Genomic DNA, 18,248 nt, shown 5'->3' with positions numbered 1-18,248 from the left:
AGATGTAATATCACCTTGTGAATAAAGTTCTAAAATTTGATCAATAGACAAATTTAAAATTGAACAACAAGTAAAGAAGCTCAGTAGAAAACGGCTTAAATGATGATGCTTAATTTTAAAAAAGGCATGTCAAACCGAATAAAGTAAAAATATTAACAAGATTATTGTGATGAATGTCGATAATACTGTATCAACACCAAGCATCTGTTTTTCGAAAAACCAATAGCAAATTCCAAGTGCGAATAAAAAACTAAGTCCTTCACCAAAAGGTGTGGTTAAACTCTGATGATGCTCTAGAGAAAAAACTATTAAGTAAGCACCAAGATAGAAATAGACCCAAATTATTAATGGATTCGAGCTATTACTATCTATAGAAATAAATGAAAGTGCACTCAAAAATAGGCTTAAGATTGAATAAATTAAGATTTTTTCTTTGTTTCTAATGATTTGATAACTTTGATAAAAAACACCACAGAGTAAACTGATGATTGTAAGCGGTATGTCAAATTGATGATTAATAAAAGCTTTAGTAAAAACAAAGCAATAGCAAATTAATACGATACTGATAAGAAAGCGAGTGAATGGATAATTCAATACATCCCAAAAGTCTGATTTAAAATTTAGACGTTTTTTTAGACTAATTTTATGTTTAATTTTTTTTATACATTGGGACTAGGATTTATTCTGATTGTTATCTCATCTTTATTAATAAAAGTATATTTAGAAAACTTATAAATTTCCAAAATAAAGCCGACGATTCGAGTGATGTGAAATCGTCGGCCAAAATACTTCAGTCATTCAAATTTAGGCTGCTAAACTAAATTTTTCTGCAAGAAGCATGATTTATAGGTCTCATTGGGGTATAAGGTCACCGTGTATCATTGCGGATGCCGGTGCAATTACTACGCGGTTGCTACTGACCTTGTACCCTATATAACGCATAAGGTTGTGATTCGGTTGACAAGAAAATTAAAAATATTTGATTTATTTTCGGTTATGCTTTGAGACAGGATTTTATCGCGTCTGAGAGTTATGATTTCTTTAAGAAAATATTTTTTATGGTTCTTTTTACTTTGTTTAGGATTAACGCTGGTTGCAGGTATTTTGGCAGCGTTATTGCCTTCGGCAATTGCAGGAATAGTCACTGCACTTCCATATTTAATAGCGATGATTGTTGTTTTATATAAATTTATTCATCAACAACAACGCGCACCTTCGGATCAAGAACGTAAAAAATTCACATTAGGTTTTACATTGATCTTTTGGGGCTATAACTTTCTTGGTGTTTTTTTAAGTATTTTATTTTTTTCGAGAAAAGACCCTGAAATTTGGCAGAACTTTTTACTCTATGTCCAAAATTCCAGTTTCTTAAGTCTCAGTGCAATTATGATTTTGATGCTGGCGATACCATTATATTTAATTACCTTTTGGTTTTATGGTCCACAAGCGAAGCGCATGGCGAATAAATTGGTGGTAAATAAGTAATCATGAATTGAGCTCAAAGGCATCTTTCACCATGATAGAGAGATCAGATCATAAGAGTATTTCTATGTATCATCCTTGCGTTTTGGTTACTGGTGCAACAGGTTTTATTGGATCTTATTTGGTTGCATATCTGCTAGATCAAGATTATCAGGTGATTGGTTTAAGCCGACAGTCCAATCCCAAAATGAAGCATCCACGTTTGACATGGGTTCAATCTTTCGATGATATTCAACACGCTCACATTGACTATGTTATTAACTTAGCGGGTGAAAGTATTGGTGATGGTCGCTGGACGCAAAGGCGAAAACAAAAACTCATCGACAGCCGAGTGAATACGACCGATGCATTATTACATTATCTGCTGACCCATCAGCAACATCCCAAGCGAATTATTTCTGGTTCTGCTGTAGGATATTATGGTATTGATCCTGATCAAGAATGGTCAGAAAAAAACAATGAGCAGGGATCATCTCAACCGATCTTTATGTCCGAACTTTGCCAAGAGTGGGAGAGATCGGCTCTCCAACACAAAAATCAGTTTGATATTAAGGTCATTCGCTTAGGCGTGGTGTTTGGGCATGGCGGAGGAATTTTACAACAATTACTCTTACCGATTCGATTTAATCTGGTAGGTAAAATTGGTTCAGGTCAGCAGCCCTTAGCATGGATTCATATTCAGGACGTGATTCAGGCGATTGAATTTCTGATGTTGAATGACACTCCAAACGAAGTTTATAATTTCGTTGCTCCTGAACAAACGAATCAGGTGTATTTTGTTCGCACTGCAGCAAAAATTTTAAACAAGAAACCGCTTTTAAGTCTGCCTGATTCATTGTTTAAAATCATGTTGGGTGAGCAGTCTCAATTGGTTTTAAATGGACAATACGTTATACCAGAAGCACTTATTCAAGCAGGTTATACATTTCAGTATCCAGAACTCAAAATGGCGTTGGAGCAACTACTTCCATCACATTAAACTTGAAACTTCAAAGATGGGTTATAGGGTCTAGGATCAACGAGTGTGGTCTGATTCAGCATGAGTTGTCGTAGTAGCTGAGCTGCAGCTGGTCCCATGCATAAACCATTTCTAAAATGACCAAAATTCGCCCATAAATTTTTCATTTCAGGCATTAAACCAATATATGGAATTCCATCAGGTGAGCTAGGTCTTAAGCCTGCCCATTGTTGCACAATCGGGAAATTTTTAAGTTCAGGTATGAGTTGAATGCATGCTTCGTAAATAGATTGTTGTGTTTTCAAATTTGGGCGATGTTCAAAACCTAATTCCGCCATACTGGAACCACAGACGATATGGCCATCTCGACGTGGAATCATATACATGACCTTGTACATACACATCGTGGGTAGCCAGTTTTCAGGGGTTTTGAATAGGATCATCTGCCCCTGAACAGGTTGAACAGGGATATTGAAATCGAGTTGTGATGCCCAATGTGCCGACCAAGCACCTGTAGCGATAACATACTGATCAGCTTTAATATGATGTTGATCATGCAGAACAATGGATTGCACTTGCTGATTTTGAATCAGTAATTTTTCTACCCACTTATGCTCGATAATCTTTACTTTTGAATGTGATTTAAGATAAGTCAGAATAGACTTTAAAAGACGAGGATTACGAACATTAGACAATTGTGGAAAATGCAAAGCCTGCTTGAAAGTATTAGAAACTCGTGGATTCAGATTTCTTAATTGAGTCTCGTCGAGTAAATCGCAATGCTGCATCGGCTCGTTATATTGCGCCTTATAACTGAGTCCAATCTCAAAATCATCTTCATCAAAAATTAACATGCCTGAATCGTGAATTTCGAAATCAATGCCACTCAATGGTTGAATTTTTTGATTCCAAGATTGATATAACGATTTACCATGTTGTGCCAATTGATTGACTGCTTTGGGATAACGCCAAGGATACATCGGTGACAAAATACCACCACCTGCCCAAGATGCAGCTTTAGCTGCTTGTTTTTGATCAATGAGGGTAATTTCACAACCTTGTTCGAGTAATTCAAGCGCTGTTAGTAAGCCGCTAATTCCACATCCAATGATGGCAACGTGCATTTTTATCCACCTTCAAAATGACGGAGTGTATTAGACCATATTCAAGCTCTAATCGTGCAAATAATCTCAATGATGTAAAGAGATTGATGTGATGTAAGATGTTAAATGAGTAATTTAAAAGTTGGGTCTTGAATACAATGATAATAATTTTAGTAGAAAAAAGCGCTTTATGGAAAAGCGCTTTTGATTCAATTGCGTGTTACATATCTTTAAGCATTTTTGCAGCATCTTCAGCAAAATAGGTCCAAATTCCATCTGCACCAGCACGACGACAGCTCATCAGTGATTCTAAAATCACACTTTCAGAAAGCCAGCCGTTTTGGATTGCTGCTGCCAACATGGCATATTCACCACTCACTTGATAAACAAATGTTGGAATGCCAAATGTGTCTTTAACTTCACGTACAATATCTAGATATGGCATTCCTGGTTTTACGATCACCATGTCTGCGCCTTCTTGAATATCTAGTGCAATTTCGTGAACAGCTTCAGCTCGGTTGCCAACGTCCATTTGGTAGTTGTACTTGTTACCACCTTTTAAATTAGAAGCTGAACCCACAGCATCACGGAAAGGACCATAGAAGCTTGATGCATATTTGGCAGAATAAGCCATGATATTGGTATAAATATGACCATTTGCTTCAAATGCTTGACGAATCGCAGCAATACGACCATCCATCATATCACTCGGTGCGAAAACATCGGCTCCTGCTTCTGCATGGCTTAAACCTTGTTTAATCAGACACTCAACAGTTTCATCATTCAGTACATAACCTGTTTCATCGATGATGCCATCCTGACCATGTGTTGTATAAGGGTCTAAAGCGCCATCAGTGATGAGTACCATTTCTGGTAATTCTTTTTTTAGAAGACGGACTGTGGTTTGAACTAAACCATCATCTCTCCATGCTGCTTCAGCAGTTAAACTTTTGTCTTCTTGTGGGGTAACTGGGAATAAAGCTAATTTAGATACACCTAATTCTAAAAGTTTTTCAGCTTTGTTTAACAACAAATCAGCTGAAAGACGGTGAATATTTGGCATACTAGGTATTTCTTGGGTTTGATTTTGACCTGGTAGAACAAATACCGGATAAATGAGATGTTCAGCAGAAAGATGTGTTTCTCTCACCATCGCTCTGAGTTTGTCATTTTTTCGAATACGGCGCATGCGTGTTGCAGGAAAAGCAGGGCGATTAAACGTATAAGTCATCACAATCTCGATGTTTGGTATTTTACTTGGGTCTAATTGTAGCCCCCTTAAGGCGGTTTTTGGGAAAATGCTGATGGTTTTTTCTCATGATGTTAATTTGAGTTTTGTATGAACGATTCCCAAAAAAAATGGATGGGTAACCTCCATTTAGGTGCTAAACCAGATCTTGAAGTGGTATTAAATCAACTCACTCAAGTATTTAATACCTCTCCTTATTTCGCTTACAACGAAATGCAAATGCGTGTCGTAGAAGGTGAAATCCAAGGTTATATTGAGATGAAACCTAATCTCATTGGTAACATTTCTTTCCAGATTTTGCATGGCGGTGTAGCGGCAACATTACTCGATAGTATTGGCGGGATTGTTGCAATGGGGGAGCTTTACAAGCGTGCAGAACCTGATATGTTGCCTGAAACTTTAAAGAAAGTTTCACGTTTAGCAACAGTAGATATGCGAGTGGATTATTTATCACCAGGGCGCGGAAAGTATTTTATTGCCACTGCTGAAGTGCTACGCATGGGTCGCAAAGGTTGTACGATGCGTATGAATATGGTGAATGATGAAGGTAAAGCAATTGCAACAGGTATTGCTTCATACGCATATTGAAAAATCTATGTATCTCTTATAAAAAAAACCGCCCTTGTAGGCGGTTTTTTATACTAAACATCTGATCTTGAACGTTTTAACGCACTATTCCATTGATGTAAATGAAATTGACGTTGATCTTCAGACATTATTGGCTCAAAGGCTTTTTCCAATTTCCATGATGCCGCAATATCAGACGAATTTTTAAATACACCTGCAGTTAAACCTGCCATTGCCGCAGCCCCCCAAGCCGTTGACTCCAACAGTTGAGGTCTTAACACAGGAACATTCAGTAAGTCGGCTTGAAACTGCATCAACATATCATTTTGACTCGCACCACCATCTACACGTAATTCTTTTAAAGGATTTTGAATATCAGATTGCATGGCATTTAAAACGTCAGCGACTTGAAACGCGATTGATTCGAGAGCTGCTCGCGCAATATGTGCTTTATTTGTCCCTCTAGACATACCACATAATAATGCGCGGGCATCCGTATCCCAATGAGGTGCTCCTAAGCCTGTAAAGGCAGGAACAAGTACGACACCATCGGTACTGTTAACTTGACACGCCAATTGTTCAACTTCTTGGCTACTTTGAATAATTCCAAGTCCATCACGTAACCATTGCACAATCGCACCAGCCATAAAAACACTACCTTCAAGCGCATACGAGGTGTGTTCTTTGCATTGCCAAGCTAAAGTGGAGAGAAGCTGATTCTGACTCAGTTGAATTTGATCACCTGTATTGAATAACATAAAGCAGCCAGTACCATAGGTGTTTTTAGCTGAGCCTACGTCAAAACATGATTGACCAAATAACGCTGATTGTTGGTCACCTAGAATCCCTGTAATTGGAATTTCTGCACCTAAGAGACCTTTGGCTGTATTGGCAATATGGCAATCAGAAGCCACGATTTTGGGTAGTATTGCTTTTGGGATATTAAATAGTGCGAGTAATTCGTCATCCCATTGCTGGGTATGCAGATTCATTAACATGGTTCTTGAAGCATTCGAGACTTCAATCACGTGTTCAGCACCTTGAGTGAGATTCCAAACTAACCAGCTATCAATGGTGCCAAAAGCCACTTCGCCTTGTTCCGCACGAGCTCTTAAACCATCAATATTTTCAAGTAACCACACTAATTTTCCAGCACTGAAATAAGGATCAATGCGGAGTCCTGTGGTGAAATTTATCTTTGTTTGTAAGTCTTGTTGAATGAGGGAATTACACCAATCACTTGCTCTGCGATCTTGCCAAATAATCGCAGGGGCTAGAGGTTCACCAGTTTTTTTATCCCAAATCACTGTCGTTTCGCGTTGATTGGTTAGGCCTAAAGCTTTGATATCTTTAGGCAGTAATCGCGCATCAGCAATTGCTTGCTGCACTACTGCGATTTGTGAACTCCAAATTTCTTGTGCATTTTGCTCTACCCAGCCTGACTTTGGTGTTCGTATTTTAGTTTCTCTTTGAGCTGTTGCATGAACGTTTCCATGTTCATCAAAAATGATCGCACGACTTGACGTCGTCCCTTGATCCAGTGCAAGTAAATAACTCATAAAATATGCATTTTTGAACTTGAAAAAAGTGATTTTATCTCAATTATTGAACTAAGCGCATGTGTATGTGTAATTGTTGTGAAATTAGAGGTCGTATTTTCAAACTTTTATGCTATGATTGCGTTGTACTTTGGGGATGTTCCTGGCTTCGACGCTGGTGATGAAACTCATAGATGCATGCCGAGAGCGCATTTTCTCTCGTAAATAAAATTTGCATTTTAAATAGTCGCAAACGACGAATCTTACGCTCTAGCTGCCTAAGGGCAGCTTGTCCGCATCTCTGAATACTTGTGGTTAGAGATCCCGACTGAAGCGCACGCACACAAGTCCGTATAACATCAAGCCTTGGGGTGTTGTACTAAACTTAAAGGATCGCTCTCTTAACCCTGTTCGTCGGGTCTTTGAGGGTTAAAACAATAGACGATATCTAAGCATGTAGTAATCTCGAGTGTAGTGCTTGCGGACGCGGGTTCGACTCCCGCCATCTCCACCAAAATTCTTGTTATAAATCAGCCACTTTTTTAAGTGGCTTTTTTATTGCTAATTAAAACTGATAAAACGAAAAAGTACGATGCTTATTTAATATTCGTATGGGTAGGGGGAGGCATATGGAACTGAAGCAACTTAGATACTTTATTACGATTGTTGAGTCAGGAAGTTTAGGTAAAGCTGCGCAGAAGTTAGATGTGGGCACATCAGCACTTAGCCAGCAAATTGCAAAGTTAGAAGATGAGCTGTGTACACGGTTATTGCAACGTAACTCTACAGGTGTGACTCCAACGCCTGCAGGTTTAGCGTTTTTCAAACAGGCACAACTTTCACTTCGTCATGCGCAATATGCAATAGAAGCGGCGCATTCATCACGCTTGACAGGTCATGTGAGTGTGGGATTTTCACCCAGTATTGCATCAGTACTCGGCATTCCCTTCATGCAACTAATGTCGGAGCGTTATCCCGATATAAAAATTCATTTAGTCGAGAGCCTATCTGGTAATCTCACCAATTTAGTCAATGCAAGGCAACTAGATATTGCGATCATTTTTACTAAAGATGTCGATAGTAACTGGGCTGTTCAACCTTTATTGAAAGAGCAAATGTTCATGATGGCCAATTGTGCTTTGTTAAAAGAGCAGGGTTATGAACAATGTATTTTAGAAGGAAAAATTGATTTAGAAAAAGTGAATAGCTTACCACTTGTATTGCCAAGTCAGAGACATGGTTTGCGTAAATTTCTTGATCAAAAAGTTGAATTATTAGATGTTGACTATGAAGTAGATGGTCTACATCTTCTGATGAATTGTGTTAGCAATTTAAACATGGCAACCATTCAACCTGTCAGTGCACATTTTGATTATCTAAAGTCGGATATTTGTTTATTAAAAGTGGTTGAACCAGAACTTGATCGAATTAATTATTTAATTAGTTTGGCTGAAGAAGAGCTTTCACCCGCGAGCTTAGCAACTAAAGTGGCGATTAAAAGCACAGTTAAAAGCTTGATTCAGAAAGGACTATGGCCAAGTGCTGAGTTATTAGACTTTTAACCTATTTAATTTTATTAAACACCTATTTAAATTCTGCCTATCACGTTAATTCGCACTTTTAGTCTTAAATTACATCAAATTCGAGAGGGAAGACATCGAATGCATGATGTAATTGTGATTGGCGGTGGGAATGCCGCATTGTGTGCTGCACTGACAGCAAGAGAACAAGGCGCATCTGTCTTATTATTGGAAGCTGCACCCAAAGAGTGGCGTGGGGGGAACTCTCAGCACACTCGTAATTTACGTTGTATGCATGACGCACCACAAGATGTTTTGGTGGACGCTTATCCTGAGGAAGAGTACTGGCAGGATTTGTTAAAAGTTACCGCGGGCAAGACCAATGAACATTTGGCACGCTTGGTGATTCGAAGTACAGCAACTTGTCGAGATTGGATGCGTAAGCATGGGGTGAATTTCCAACCACCGCTGTCAGGGGCACTGCATGTCGCACGTACTAATGCATTTTTTATGGGCGGTGGAAAAGCTTTAGTTAATGCCTATTTTAGAAGCGCACAAGATTTAGGTGTTGAGGTTCGCTATAGCACCAAAATTGTTGACTTGGACATAGAAGACAATACTTTCAAAGCTGCTATTGCTGAAGATGGTACACGTTTTGAAGGAGCGGCTTGTGTTCTTGCTGCAGGTGGTTTTGAATCGAACATCGCATGGCTTAAAGAAGCTTGGGGACAAAACGAAAATGGTGAGTGGCCAGCGGATAATTTTATTATTCGTGGTACACGTTTCAACCAAGGCAACTTACTCAAATTTATGATGGATCAAGGAGCCGATATCATTGGCGATCCATCTCAATCGCATTGTGTCGCTGTCGATGCACGTGCTCCTTTATATGATGGTGGAATTTGTACCCGTATTGACTGTGTATCTTTAGGGATTGTCGTCAACAAAAATGCAGAGCGTTTCTACGATGAAGGTGAAGACTTCTGGCCAAAACGTTATGCGATTTGGGGGCGTTTAGTTGCGAAGCAGCCGAATCAAATTGCCTATTCAATAATTGATTCAAAATCCGTTGGACGTTTCATGCCCCCCGTATTTGAAGGCACGAAAGCAGATAGCATTGAAGAGTTAGCAGCAAAGCTAAATTTAGATGTGGCGACCCTCTCGAAAACGGTGGATGAGTTTAACCAAGCCTGTGTTGTTGGTGAGTTTAATCATACTGTGCTTGATAATTGTCATACTGAAAATTTAAGCCCTGCGAAAACCCATTGGGCTGTTCCGCTGAATCAACCCCCTTTCTATGCTTATGCACTTCGTCCGGGGATCACTTTTACTTATCTCGGCTTAAAAGTAGAGGATGATGCGGCCGTTCGTTTCAATAATCGGCCAAGCCCAAATTTATTCGTTGCAGGTGAAATGATGGCTGGCAATGTGTTAGGTCAGGGTTATACCGCAGGTGTGGGGATGTCAATTGGAACGACATTTGGTCGTATTGCAGGAAAAAATGCGGCGAATGCTGCACTGATGTTGGGAGTTTAATTATGAATGCCAATGCAAAAAATTTAATTCCTATCGTGCAGTTGAGTCAGAACGAATATCAAGTCAAACAAGCCTTACAGATTTGTAATGCTTGTCGTTACTGTGAAACATTTTGTGCGGTTTTCCCTGCCATGACCAAACGTCTTGAGTTTACGCAGGCGGATATCCACTATATGGCTAATCTTTGTCATAACTGTGGTGCATGTTTACATGCTTGCCAATATGCGCCACCGCATGAATTTGGCGTCAATATTCCGCAAGCCATGGCACAAGTTCGATTAGAGACTTATCAAGAATTTGCAGTCCCTGCTGCATTTGGATCAATCTATCAAAAAACAGGCATTCCACTGGTTTCTGCAATGTCAGTACTATTTTTCTTACTGATGTTGGCAGGTGTTTGGATGAATGGCACCGATCTATTTGGTCGCTACCAAGGTGATTTCTACGCCATTTTTCCTCACAATTTCTTAGCAGTGCTGTTTGGTTCAGTGTTTATTTTAGCGTTTGTGCTATTGGGTTTAGGCATTGCTAAATTCTGGAAGCAAACCTCTAAAATTATTCCTGAAGGCGTGGCGCAGCCAGATATTCTACAAGCATCTAAAAATGTTCTGACGCTCAAATATTTAGATGGTGGGCATGGCAAAGGGTGTAATGAAGAAGATGATCGATATACACAAATCCGTCGTGTTTATCATCACTTCACGATGTATGGCTTTTTACTCTGTTTTGCAGCAACAAGCGTTGCAACGTTCTATCACTATTTTCTTGGTCTTCAAGCACCATATGCCTACAGCAGTTTACCCGTAATTTTAGGTACGTTGGGTGGGATTGGCTTAATCATTGGCCCAGTAGGATTGTTATATCTCAATATTAAACGTCATCCTTTACATGGTGATGTGAAGCAAAAGCCAATGGACCGTGGATTTATTTTCTTGCTTCTGCTGATCAGTGTCACAGGCTTATTGTTGTTGGCATTCCGTGATACTTCAGCCATGGCGTTATTGCTGATTATTCATCTAGCGACTGTCATGACTTTCTTCTTAACAATTCCCTTTGGTAAGTTCGCTCACGGTTTCTACCGCAGTGCAGCTTTATTAAAGTTCGCTGTCGAAGAGCGAATTGCAAAACAACGAGCTAAAACGAAGTAAAGACCCAGACCAATCTAGGCCAGAGGCTTAGATTGGAAATAGGTAAAACATGGACATACATCAATTAATAATTCAGCAATAAGGATAGTTTGCTATGAAAAAAATGAAATGGTTAGCATTGGCATGTACGGGCGCTGTGTTAATGGGCTGTGGTACAGGAAATGCCTCCAAAGAACCTGGTCAACCTAAGCGTGCAGAATGTATTGCACCTGCTAAGCCAGGTGGCGGATTCGATATGACCTGTAAATTAATACAATCTGGTTTTAAAGAAACTGGCGTGATGACTGACCCAATGCGTGTAACTTATATGCCAGGCGGTGTAGGTGCAGTGGCTTATAACAAAATCGTCAACAACGATCCTGCAAATAACAACGCTGTTGTAGCATTTTCAACGGGATCGCTATTGAACTTAGCTCAAGGCAAATTCGGTAATTTCACAGAGAAAGATGTGAAGTGGCTTTCAGGCGTTGCGGTTGATTATGGTCTTGTCGCTGTTCACAAGGATTCACCTCTTAAAAACCTTGATGATCTCATGAAAGCGTTGCGGGACAATCCAAAGAAAATCAGTTTTGGTGGTGCTGGGAGTGTCGGTGGTCAGGACTGGATGCAAACCGCAATTTTGGCGAAAAAGGCAGGTATCAATCCTGCTGATATGAGTTTTGTTGCTCTAGAGGGTGGGGGTGAAGTTCTCACTTCACTTTTAGGTCAGCACATTCAAGTCGGTGTAGGGAACGTCAGTGAAATTGGCTCACATTTACAGTCAGGTTCAATCCGTGTACTGGCTGTATTTTCTAAAAATCGTTTGGAAGGCAAATTTGCAAGTTTGCCGACAGCACTTGAACAAGGCTATGACCTGGAATGGCCTGTGATACGTGGTTTCTATATGGGACCTAAAGTGAGTGATGAAGCATATAGTTGGTGGAAAAATGCCTTTGACAAGATGATGGTAGATCAGAAATTTGATGCAGTACGTGAAAACCAAGATTTACTCCCATTTGAAATGACAGGCGAGGAAATCCAAGCATACGTCTATAAACAAACGGATGAAATGCGTCAATTATCCGAAGAATACAAATTATCAAAATAACAAACAAACTGAGTTGGGGCGCATGTTCTAACTCAGTTTTTGTTTAGAGGGAAGATGATGAAATCTGAACGCATTCTTACAGCCATCATTTCAGTTATTGGATTGGGATTATTGATCTACGCGTGCAATTTTGAAGCACCGATTTCTTATGATCCTGTTGGGCCGAAAGCCTTTCCAATTCTTTTGATGGGGTTGATCACTTTTAGTGCTGTTTATCTAACTGTTCGTCCAGCCATTATGTTTGAGCCTGTAGAGCTGGGCTGGACCAAACATTTGCTCGGTAAATTAGTACTGTGTGCTGTCGCACTCACCATTTACGCGATGATTTTCGAATTCTTTGGTTTTGTCATTGCAACACTGCTCATGACGATTGCACTGGGTAAATTATTTGGCGGGAAAACCATTGCGACTGTGATCACAGGGATTGTGCTGAGTTTAAGTACCTATTATCTCTTTGATCGCGTACTTGATGTTCCATTACCACTTGGATTCTTTGGTTAAGGATAACACCCCATGGATGTATTAAATTTTCTCATGATGGGTTTTGAGGTTGCACTTCAGCCTCAGAATCTATTAATTGCCTTTATTGGTGCGTTTATTGGAACGGTGGTCGGTCTTTTACCGGGTTTAGGTCCAATTAATGGCGTCGCGATCCTGTTACCGTTTGCTTATGCCTTAGGTTTACCTGTAGATAGCGCACTGATTTTATTAGCAGCAGTATATTTAGGCTGTGAGTACGGCGGTCGTATCTCCGCAATTTTGCTGAATGTACCTGGAGATGCTGGTGCGATTATGACCACTTTAGATGGTTACCCGCTAGCACAGCAAGGTAAAGCGGGTATTGCACTTTCTTTGTCCTCTATTAGTTCTTTTATTGGTAGTACGATTGCATTTATCGGGATCGTATTATTTGCTCCAATTTTAGCACGTTGGGCGGTGTCTTTCGGTCCTGCAGAATACTTTGCACTCATGGTATTTGCGATTGTGTGTTTGACAGGTCTAGTCAGTACACAACCGTTTAAAACCCTCATTATGGCTTTAATGGGTTTAGCACTTTCAACTGTTGGGATGGATGCGATTACAGGTGTTTATCGTTTTACCTTTGATAGTGTTGGTCTGAGTGATGGTATTGCGTTTACTACAGTTGTTATTGGTCTGTTTAGTATCAGTGAAATCTTACTTTTACTTGAGCGTACTACGCTAGGAAAAGTTGTTTTAGAACAGGGTAAGCGTTCTTTATTTAACTTTAAAGAATTCATGAGTACATTAGCGACCATGATTCGTGGTTCATTGTTGGGCTTCTTCTCAGGAATTTTACCAGGTGCGGGTGCGAGTGTTGCCAGTGCAATGGCGTATACTACTGAACGTAAAATGGCGAGTGATGGCAGTAAATTTGGTAAAGGGGATCTACGTGGTCTGGCTGCACCTGAAAGTGCCAATAATGCAGCAGCGTGTGGCTCTTTTGTGCCAATGTTGACGCTGGGTGTGCCAGGTTCGGGTACGACTGCTGTGATGATGGGTGCATTAACCATGTATAACATCACACCTGGCCCTCAACTGTTTGCTGAACAGCCAACGTTGGTTTGGGCGCTGATTGCATCACTGATGGTGGGTAATATCATTCTACTGGTATTGAACTTACCATTGGTAGGCTTCTTTGCACGATTACTCAGTATTCCGAGTTATATTTTAATTCCTATTATTGCAACTGTAAGTTTCGTTGGTGTTTACGCAATTCATAGCACGATATTTGACTTATTGCTGTGTATGGGTTTGGGGATCATTGGCTATATCTTACGTAAGTTTGATTTCCCACTTGCACCACTCATTTTAGGTTTTGTATTGGGTGAATTGATGGAATCGAATTTGCGTCGTGCATTATCGATTTCTCAAGGTGAACTCAGCATCCTGTGGAGTAGTGGTATTAGCATCGGTCTGTGGATCATGTCGGCATTGCTTTTAATCCTTCCTTTTGTACGTAAGTACTTATTCATCAAAAAGCAAAAAACAATCTAATCCAAACATGAAGGTCAACGCTATGTTGACCTTCATTGGTGAAGAATATGGAAAACATAAAATCGAATGCCAAAGGATTGGCAATTGCATTGTTAGGTGCATGGCTTGGAATACTCGTTGGTCTCCCATTGCCCTGGCTATTAGGTCCACTTCTCATCACGCTCATCATTGGTAGTTTTGGTATTTCGAATCCATGTCATGTTCGTTGGCGTCAAACTGGGCAAGTGATTATTGGAATGGCTTTGGGACTTTATTTTACCCCTGCACTTATGAATGCCTTATCAATTTATTGGGTATTTATTTTCATTGGAATTTTATGGTCCATGGTGCTGAATCTGCTTTTAGCCACGTTGCAGTATCGTTTTAACCACTTGGATTGGTCAACGGCATGGTTTGCATCAGCGATTGGTAGTGCCAGTGAAATGGTCAATATTGCAGAAAAGTATCAAGCGCAGGTCGATAAAGTTGCAGCGACACATAGCTTAAGAATTGTGATTTTGGTGGTGTTAGTCCCCATTTTTATGAGCCTTTATTTGGGGGTTGATTGGAAAACGTCTTCTGTGACTGTGCAATATTTTGATGTGGTTTCTACACTTTTAATTTTTGTTATAGCTTTATTGGTTGCCAAGTTATTTGATTATTTCAATGTCCTGAATGCTTGGATTTTAGGTCCGATTTTAATTATTGGTTTGCTGTCTTATCTCGGTGTACTTGAGCATAGCTTACCGCATTGGCTGATTGCTTTGGGGCAGCTGTGTATTGGTTGGTCTTTGGGCAGTAAATTCCCATTTAGCTTTTTAAAAGACAGTCAGCGATTTCTCGTTTTGACCATTTTATTTAATGTGCTGGCACTGATCCTTTCAATTTTATTTGTACTTGAACTGATTCAACTTATTTCTGTAGATGAAAAAGTTTTACTGCTCGGGCTTTCTCCAGGTGGCATTGCTGAAATGTCTTTGATGGCAAAAGTTTTGGGCTTGTCTGTTCCGATTATTGTGGCATTTCAATTATCACGCTTGATATTTGTCATCCTCACAACACGTTTTTTCTATCGTTTAAGTCAAAAATTATTTTTTTAAATATGGTGAGATTTAATTGCCGGAGTGCGTATGAATATTAGTGTCTACGAAAGAATTTCTTATGCAGACAATTTGTATAGAGTCAAAAGAGATTGATGATTTTTAAAACTCATTCAAAACCAAGATGGGGAAATATGTCTTGAAACTATCAAAAATAATCCTCCAGCTTTAAAATAAGCACAATATCAAAAGGAAGCCATGTGTTTAATGACAGTTTCAAACTGTGGCGACCTACTCAAATATGTACATCAGCGCACTACCCTCATTTGTTTGGAAGCCTTAAAGATGAAGGCTTAGCGATTCGGTATATTGATCAGACGAGTGCTGAAATTCTGAGATCGGCAATGAAAAAGAAATCATACGTGATTCAGTACTTAACAAAACATTCTCCCATCATTTAGTAGGAGGTGATACGATTCAATCCTAAGGTGGGGAGAAATCTTCAACATCATGAGGCCCATTTTGGGGAACAATTAGTTGAATCAAATCTATAAGTCATTGACTATTTAAAGGATCCATCTCAATACGTCATAGATCTTGCTTAATCCTTTAGATCTAAAAAGACATGATTTTTTTAAAATAAAAAATCAGTTTGTGATCGATATATGCTTAACTACATACCGCACCAGTAATCGGCTGATTCCTATTTTCTAAGTGCTTGACTGAACTTGCAATACTGATTGAAAGTTGATCAATGGCTTTTTGCGAAACAGTGACTAAAGTATTTAAGTCTTTAGATTTTTGTGGAATTTCTTCATAAAAACTCATCCGACAACTGAGTTGATGATGTTTAGGTAATGTTTGAGCGTTTTTGGGTGTAGATAAGGGGCGATTGGGATCATCATATCTTAAAGTCCAAGTCGTATTCATGAGTATAAAGCGTTGCTGATTTGATTTTTCGATGAAATCAAAGTTAGAAAAATCTAAGGCAATTCGATAAGCTGCTTGTCCACCAGTCATACCACTATTATAACGATCCACTGCACCTAATGTTTGCTGTAAACGCGCAGAAACAGCATCTCTCAATTCAGCCGACAAAGTAGAAGTCCAACGATCATCGAACAATACTTTAGCCTGCCCATTTTCTTGTTGAATCACCAAGGGAATTCGGTTTAAACGATCAGATAATCCAACAGGAAGCACCTCAATCATCCTCACTTTTTGATTTGACGAAGATGATGTTAGCGTTTGAGTGCTCAATGAATAGAACTTAGGCGTAGGGGATGAAGAGCACCCACTGACGATGAGTGCAAACAAACCAACACTCAAGCTTGAAAGGACTTTTAGGTAGCAGCGTTGCTGAGTTTTCAATAATTTATTCTCTGTCATCTTTCTTCGGCTCCGCTGTTTTTCCACGAATCAGTGACTCAGGATTTTGTTCTATTTGATCTGCCATCAACTGTAATGAAGCTGCGGCACGGGTAATTTGTTGTAAAGCACGACGTAGATCTTGTTGTAATGGTGCATCACTTGCCAAGATGGTTTCAGAAGACTGAACTGTTTTACGAACATCATCCAAGGTGGCTTGTAAATTAGGCGCAACTTTGCCATCAAGTTGATCGACCAAACTTTTTGAAGATCGTATAGTTTTGTCTAAGTTTGCCAAGGTTTGACGAACGTCCTGACCAATTTCAACCAATGGAAATTTAGATACATTATCGGCGATTTGGGACACTTGTGCTTGAAGGCCTTTTAATTCTGTTGGAGTTGTTGGAACTTCAACTACACCATCATTTCGACGGATTGCGGTGGCATATTTAGCTTTAGGGAAAAGATCAAAGCTAATGTAGTTTTGACCTGTAAGTAAATTGCCAGTCCGCATTTGTGCTCGCCAACCACGCTCAACAAATTGTTTGAATACTGTACCTTGCGGGTCCAACTCATGACCACCAGCAATACGTGAAGGATAAACTTCTGCATCAACACGCATTCGAATTTGCGAGTGATTATTGTAGAACTCAGTGTTGATTTTTTTCACAGTACCGACTTCGACACCCATGAAATCAATTGGAGCTCCTACTGATAAACCTCGCAATGACTCATTGAAATACATTACGATCCGTCTTGGATTAAGATCAGGCTCTTTAAGCGCAAGCTTTTCAGAGTCAAATAATTCAAATTTCATTTTATTCGGAGCAGGAGCTGCATCAGAATCTTCAGGATAACCAAATGCGATCCCTCCCGAAATGATGCTTGCCAAAGATTGTGTGTTTAAACTAAAGCCCGAAGCATTCAAATTGACATCTACACCACTGGCTTGCCAGAAACGCGCATCCGTGGTGACAAATTTATCATAAGGTGACTTAATGAAAGTTTGGAGTTCAACGCTTTTTCCATCATCAGCCAGTTGGTAAGAGGTCACTTGTCCAACGTTGATTCTTCGATAATAAATAGGTGAGCCGAAATCGAGCGAACCTAAATCTTGTGCCTTTAAGAAAAAGATTTTTCCGGGAACATCGGAAGTCACGACGGGTGGAGTTTCTAGCCCTTTAAATGAAGTGGTTTTGACATCTGATTTACCGCCATCCACTTCAATATATGCACCAGAAAGTAAAGTATCGATACCTGAAACCCCACTTGCACCGATACGTGGTCTCACTACCCAAAAACGTGAATCTTCCGTAGCAAAATTACTGGCATCTTTCCGAAGTTCAATTTTAGCAATGATATGAGACCGATCTTCCGAAAGGTCGATTTCGCGTACTAGACCCACATTGACTTGACGATAACGAACTGTAGTTTTGCCAGCTTCAATGCCTTCTGCAGTCCTAAAAGAAACCTCAATAATAGGACCAGTATTCAAATACGCCTTGAGAGCTAATGATAATGCAATGAGTAATGCCACAATTGGAATAATCCAAATGAGAGAAGGTTTCCATTTGCTACGTTTCTTATCAGGTACACCGACCTTACTCAGAACTTGTTCATCATGAGGATGACCATTACTCGATTGGTTTTCTGACAT

The 18,248-nt window shown here is 39.7% G+C and carries 15 protein-coding genes and 1 other RNA gene; 11 read left to right on the top strand and 5 right to left on the bottom strand.

Features of this window, described 5'->3' with window-relative positions; translation table 11 throughout:
- Window positions 1-1,032: 1,032 nt before the first annotated feature.
- Both AC1M9C_RS12995 and AC1M9C_RS12990 read left to right on the top strand, forming a co-directional pair.
- Window positions 1,033-1,485 (top strand): ABZJ_00895 family protein, encoded by a 453-nt coding sequence (locus tag AC1M9C_RS12995; protein WP_481953857.1) that lies wholly within the window; start codon window positions 1,033-1,035, stop codon window positions 1,483-1,485.
- A 64-nt stretch (window positions 1,486-1,549) separates the two neighbouring features.
- Window positions 1,550-2,461 carry a TIGR01777 family oxidoreductase gene (locus AC1M9C_RS12990; protein ID WP_481953856.1) on the top strand — a complete coding sequence of 304 codons (912 nt, stop codon included), beginning with the start codon at window positions 1,550-1,552 and terminating at the stop codon, window positions 2,459-2,461.
- On the opposite strand, the gene thiO is transcribed toward AC1M9C_RS12990, so the two are convergent.
- Both thiO and hemB read right to left on the bottom strand, forming a co-directional pair.
- The gene (gene thiO / locus AC1M9C_RS12985; RefSeq protein ID WP_481953855.1) at window positions 2,458-3,564 is read right to left on the bottom strand and encodes a glycine oxidase ThiO; all 1,107 of its coding nucleotides are present in this window, start codon (window positions 3,562-3,564) and stop codon (window positions 2,458-2,460) included. The two genes, AC1M9C_RS12990 and thiO, sit on opposite strands and share 4 nt — an antisense overlap.
- A 199-nt stretch (window positions 3,565-3,763) precedes the next feature.
- Window positions 3,764-4,774 (bottom strand): porphobilinogen synthase, encoded by a 1,011-nt coding sequence (gene hemB, locus AC1M9C_RS12980; protein WP_481953854.1) that lies wholly within the window; start codon window positions 4,772-4,774, stop codon window positions 3,764-3,766.
- A 108-nt stretch (window positions 4,775-4,882) separates the two neighbouring features.
- Here hemB and AC1M9C_RS12975 point away from each other — a divergent pair, with 108 nt between their 5' ends.
- Window positions 4,883-5,380, top strand: a complete 498-nt coding sequence (locus tag AC1M9C_RS12975) for a thioesterase family protein (protein ID WP_035266285.1) — start codon at window positions 4,883-4,885, stop codon at window positions 5,378-5,380.
- Window positions 5,381-5,433: 53 nt separating this feature from the next.
- Here AC1M9C_RS12975 and glpK read toward each other — a convergent pair whose 3' ends face one another.
- Window positions 5,434-6,918 (bottom strand): glycerol kinase GlpK, encoded by a 1,485-nt coding sequence (gene glpK / locus AC1M9C_RS12970; RefSeq protein WP_481953853.1) that lies wholly within the window; start codon window positions 6,916-6,918, stop codon window positions 5,434-5,436.
- 132 nt (window positions 6,919-7,050) lie between these two features.
- Here glpK and ssrA point away from each other — a divergent pair.
- From ssrA to AC1M9C_RS12930, 8 genes are all read left to right on the top strand, one after another.
- Window positions 7,051-7,411: a transfer-messenger RNA gene (ssrA, locus tag AC1M9C_RS12965) on the top strand.
- 115 nt (window positions 7,412-7,526) lie between these two features.
- Window positions 7,527-8,459 carry a LysR family transcriptional regulator gene (locus AC1M9C_RS12960; protein ID WP_481587849.1) on the top strand — a complete coding sequence of 311 codons (933 nt, stop codon included), beginning with the start codon at window positions 7,527-7,529 and terminating at the stop codon, window positions 8,457-8,459.
- Window positions 8,460-8,558: 99 nt separating this feature from the next.
- Window positions 8,559-9,953, top strand: coding sequence for an FAD-dependent tricarballylate dehydrogenase TcuA (tcuA, locus tag AC1M9C_RS12955; protein WP_481587848.1), 1,395 nt, complete (start codon window positions 8,559-8,561; stop codon window positions 9,951-9,953).
- Window positions 9,954-9,955: 2 nt separating this feature from the next.
- Entirely contained in the window at window positions 9,956-11,101 is a 1,146-nt protein-coding gene (tcuB, locus tag AC1M9C_RS12950; protein WP_481587847.1) for a tricarballylate utilization 4Fe-4S protein TcuB, read from the top strand.
- A 94-nt stretch (window positions 11,102-11,195) separates the two neighbouring features.
- Window positions 11,196-12,188 (top strand): Bug family tripartite tricarboxylate transporter substrate binding protein, encoded by a 993-nt coding sequence (locus AC1M9C_RS12945; protein WP_481587846.1) that lies wholly within the window; start codon window positions 11,196-11,198, stop codon window positions 12,186-12,188.
- Between the two features lie 54 nt (window positions 12,189-12,242).
- On the top strand, window positions 12,243-12,689 hold the full coding sequence (locus AC1M9C_RS12940) for a tripartite tricarboxylate transporter TctB family protein (protein ID WP_481587845.1): 447 nt from the start codon (window positions 12,243-12,245) through the stop codon (window positions 12,687-12,689).
- Between the two features lie 12 nt (window positions 12,690-12,701).
- Window positions 12,702-14,204, top strand: coding sequence for a tripartite tricarboxylate transporter permease (locus AC1M9C_RS12935; protein WP_481587844.1), 1,503 nt, complete (start codon window positions 12,702-12,704; stop codon window positions 14,202-14,204).
- A 47-nt stretch (window positions 14,205-14,251) separates the two neighbouring features.
- Entirely contained in the window at window positions 14,252-15,283 is a 1,032-nt protein-coding gene (locus tag AC1M9C_RS12930; RefSeq protein ID WP_481587843.1) for an AbrB family transcriptional regulator, read from the top strand.
- Between the two features lie 609 nt (window positions 15,284-15,892).
- Here the strand turns inward: AC1M9C_RS12930 and AC1M9C_RS12925 are convergent.
- Both AC1M9C_RS12925 and AC1M9C_RS12920 read right to left on the bottom strand, forming a co-directional pair.
- Window positions 15,893-16,612, bottom strand: coding sequence for a PqiC family protein (locus AC1M9C_RS12925; RefSeq protein ID WP_481587842.1), 720 nt, complete (start codon window positions 16,610-16,612; stop codon window positions 15,893-15,895).
- On the bottom strand, window positions 16,599-18,248 hold the full coding sequence (locus AC1M9C_RS12920; protein WP_481587841.1) for a PqiB family protein: 1,650 nt from the start codon (window positions 18,246-18,248) through the stop codon (window positions 16,599-16,601). Before AC1M9C_RS12920 ends, AC1M9C_RS12925 begins: the two co-directional genes overlap by 14 nt.

The organism is Acinetobacter sp. 24-47-39, assembly GCF_056783825.1.
The sequence above is the reverse complement of the archived record's forward strand: the minus strand, read 5'-3'. Positions and strand labels throughout refer to the sequence as shown.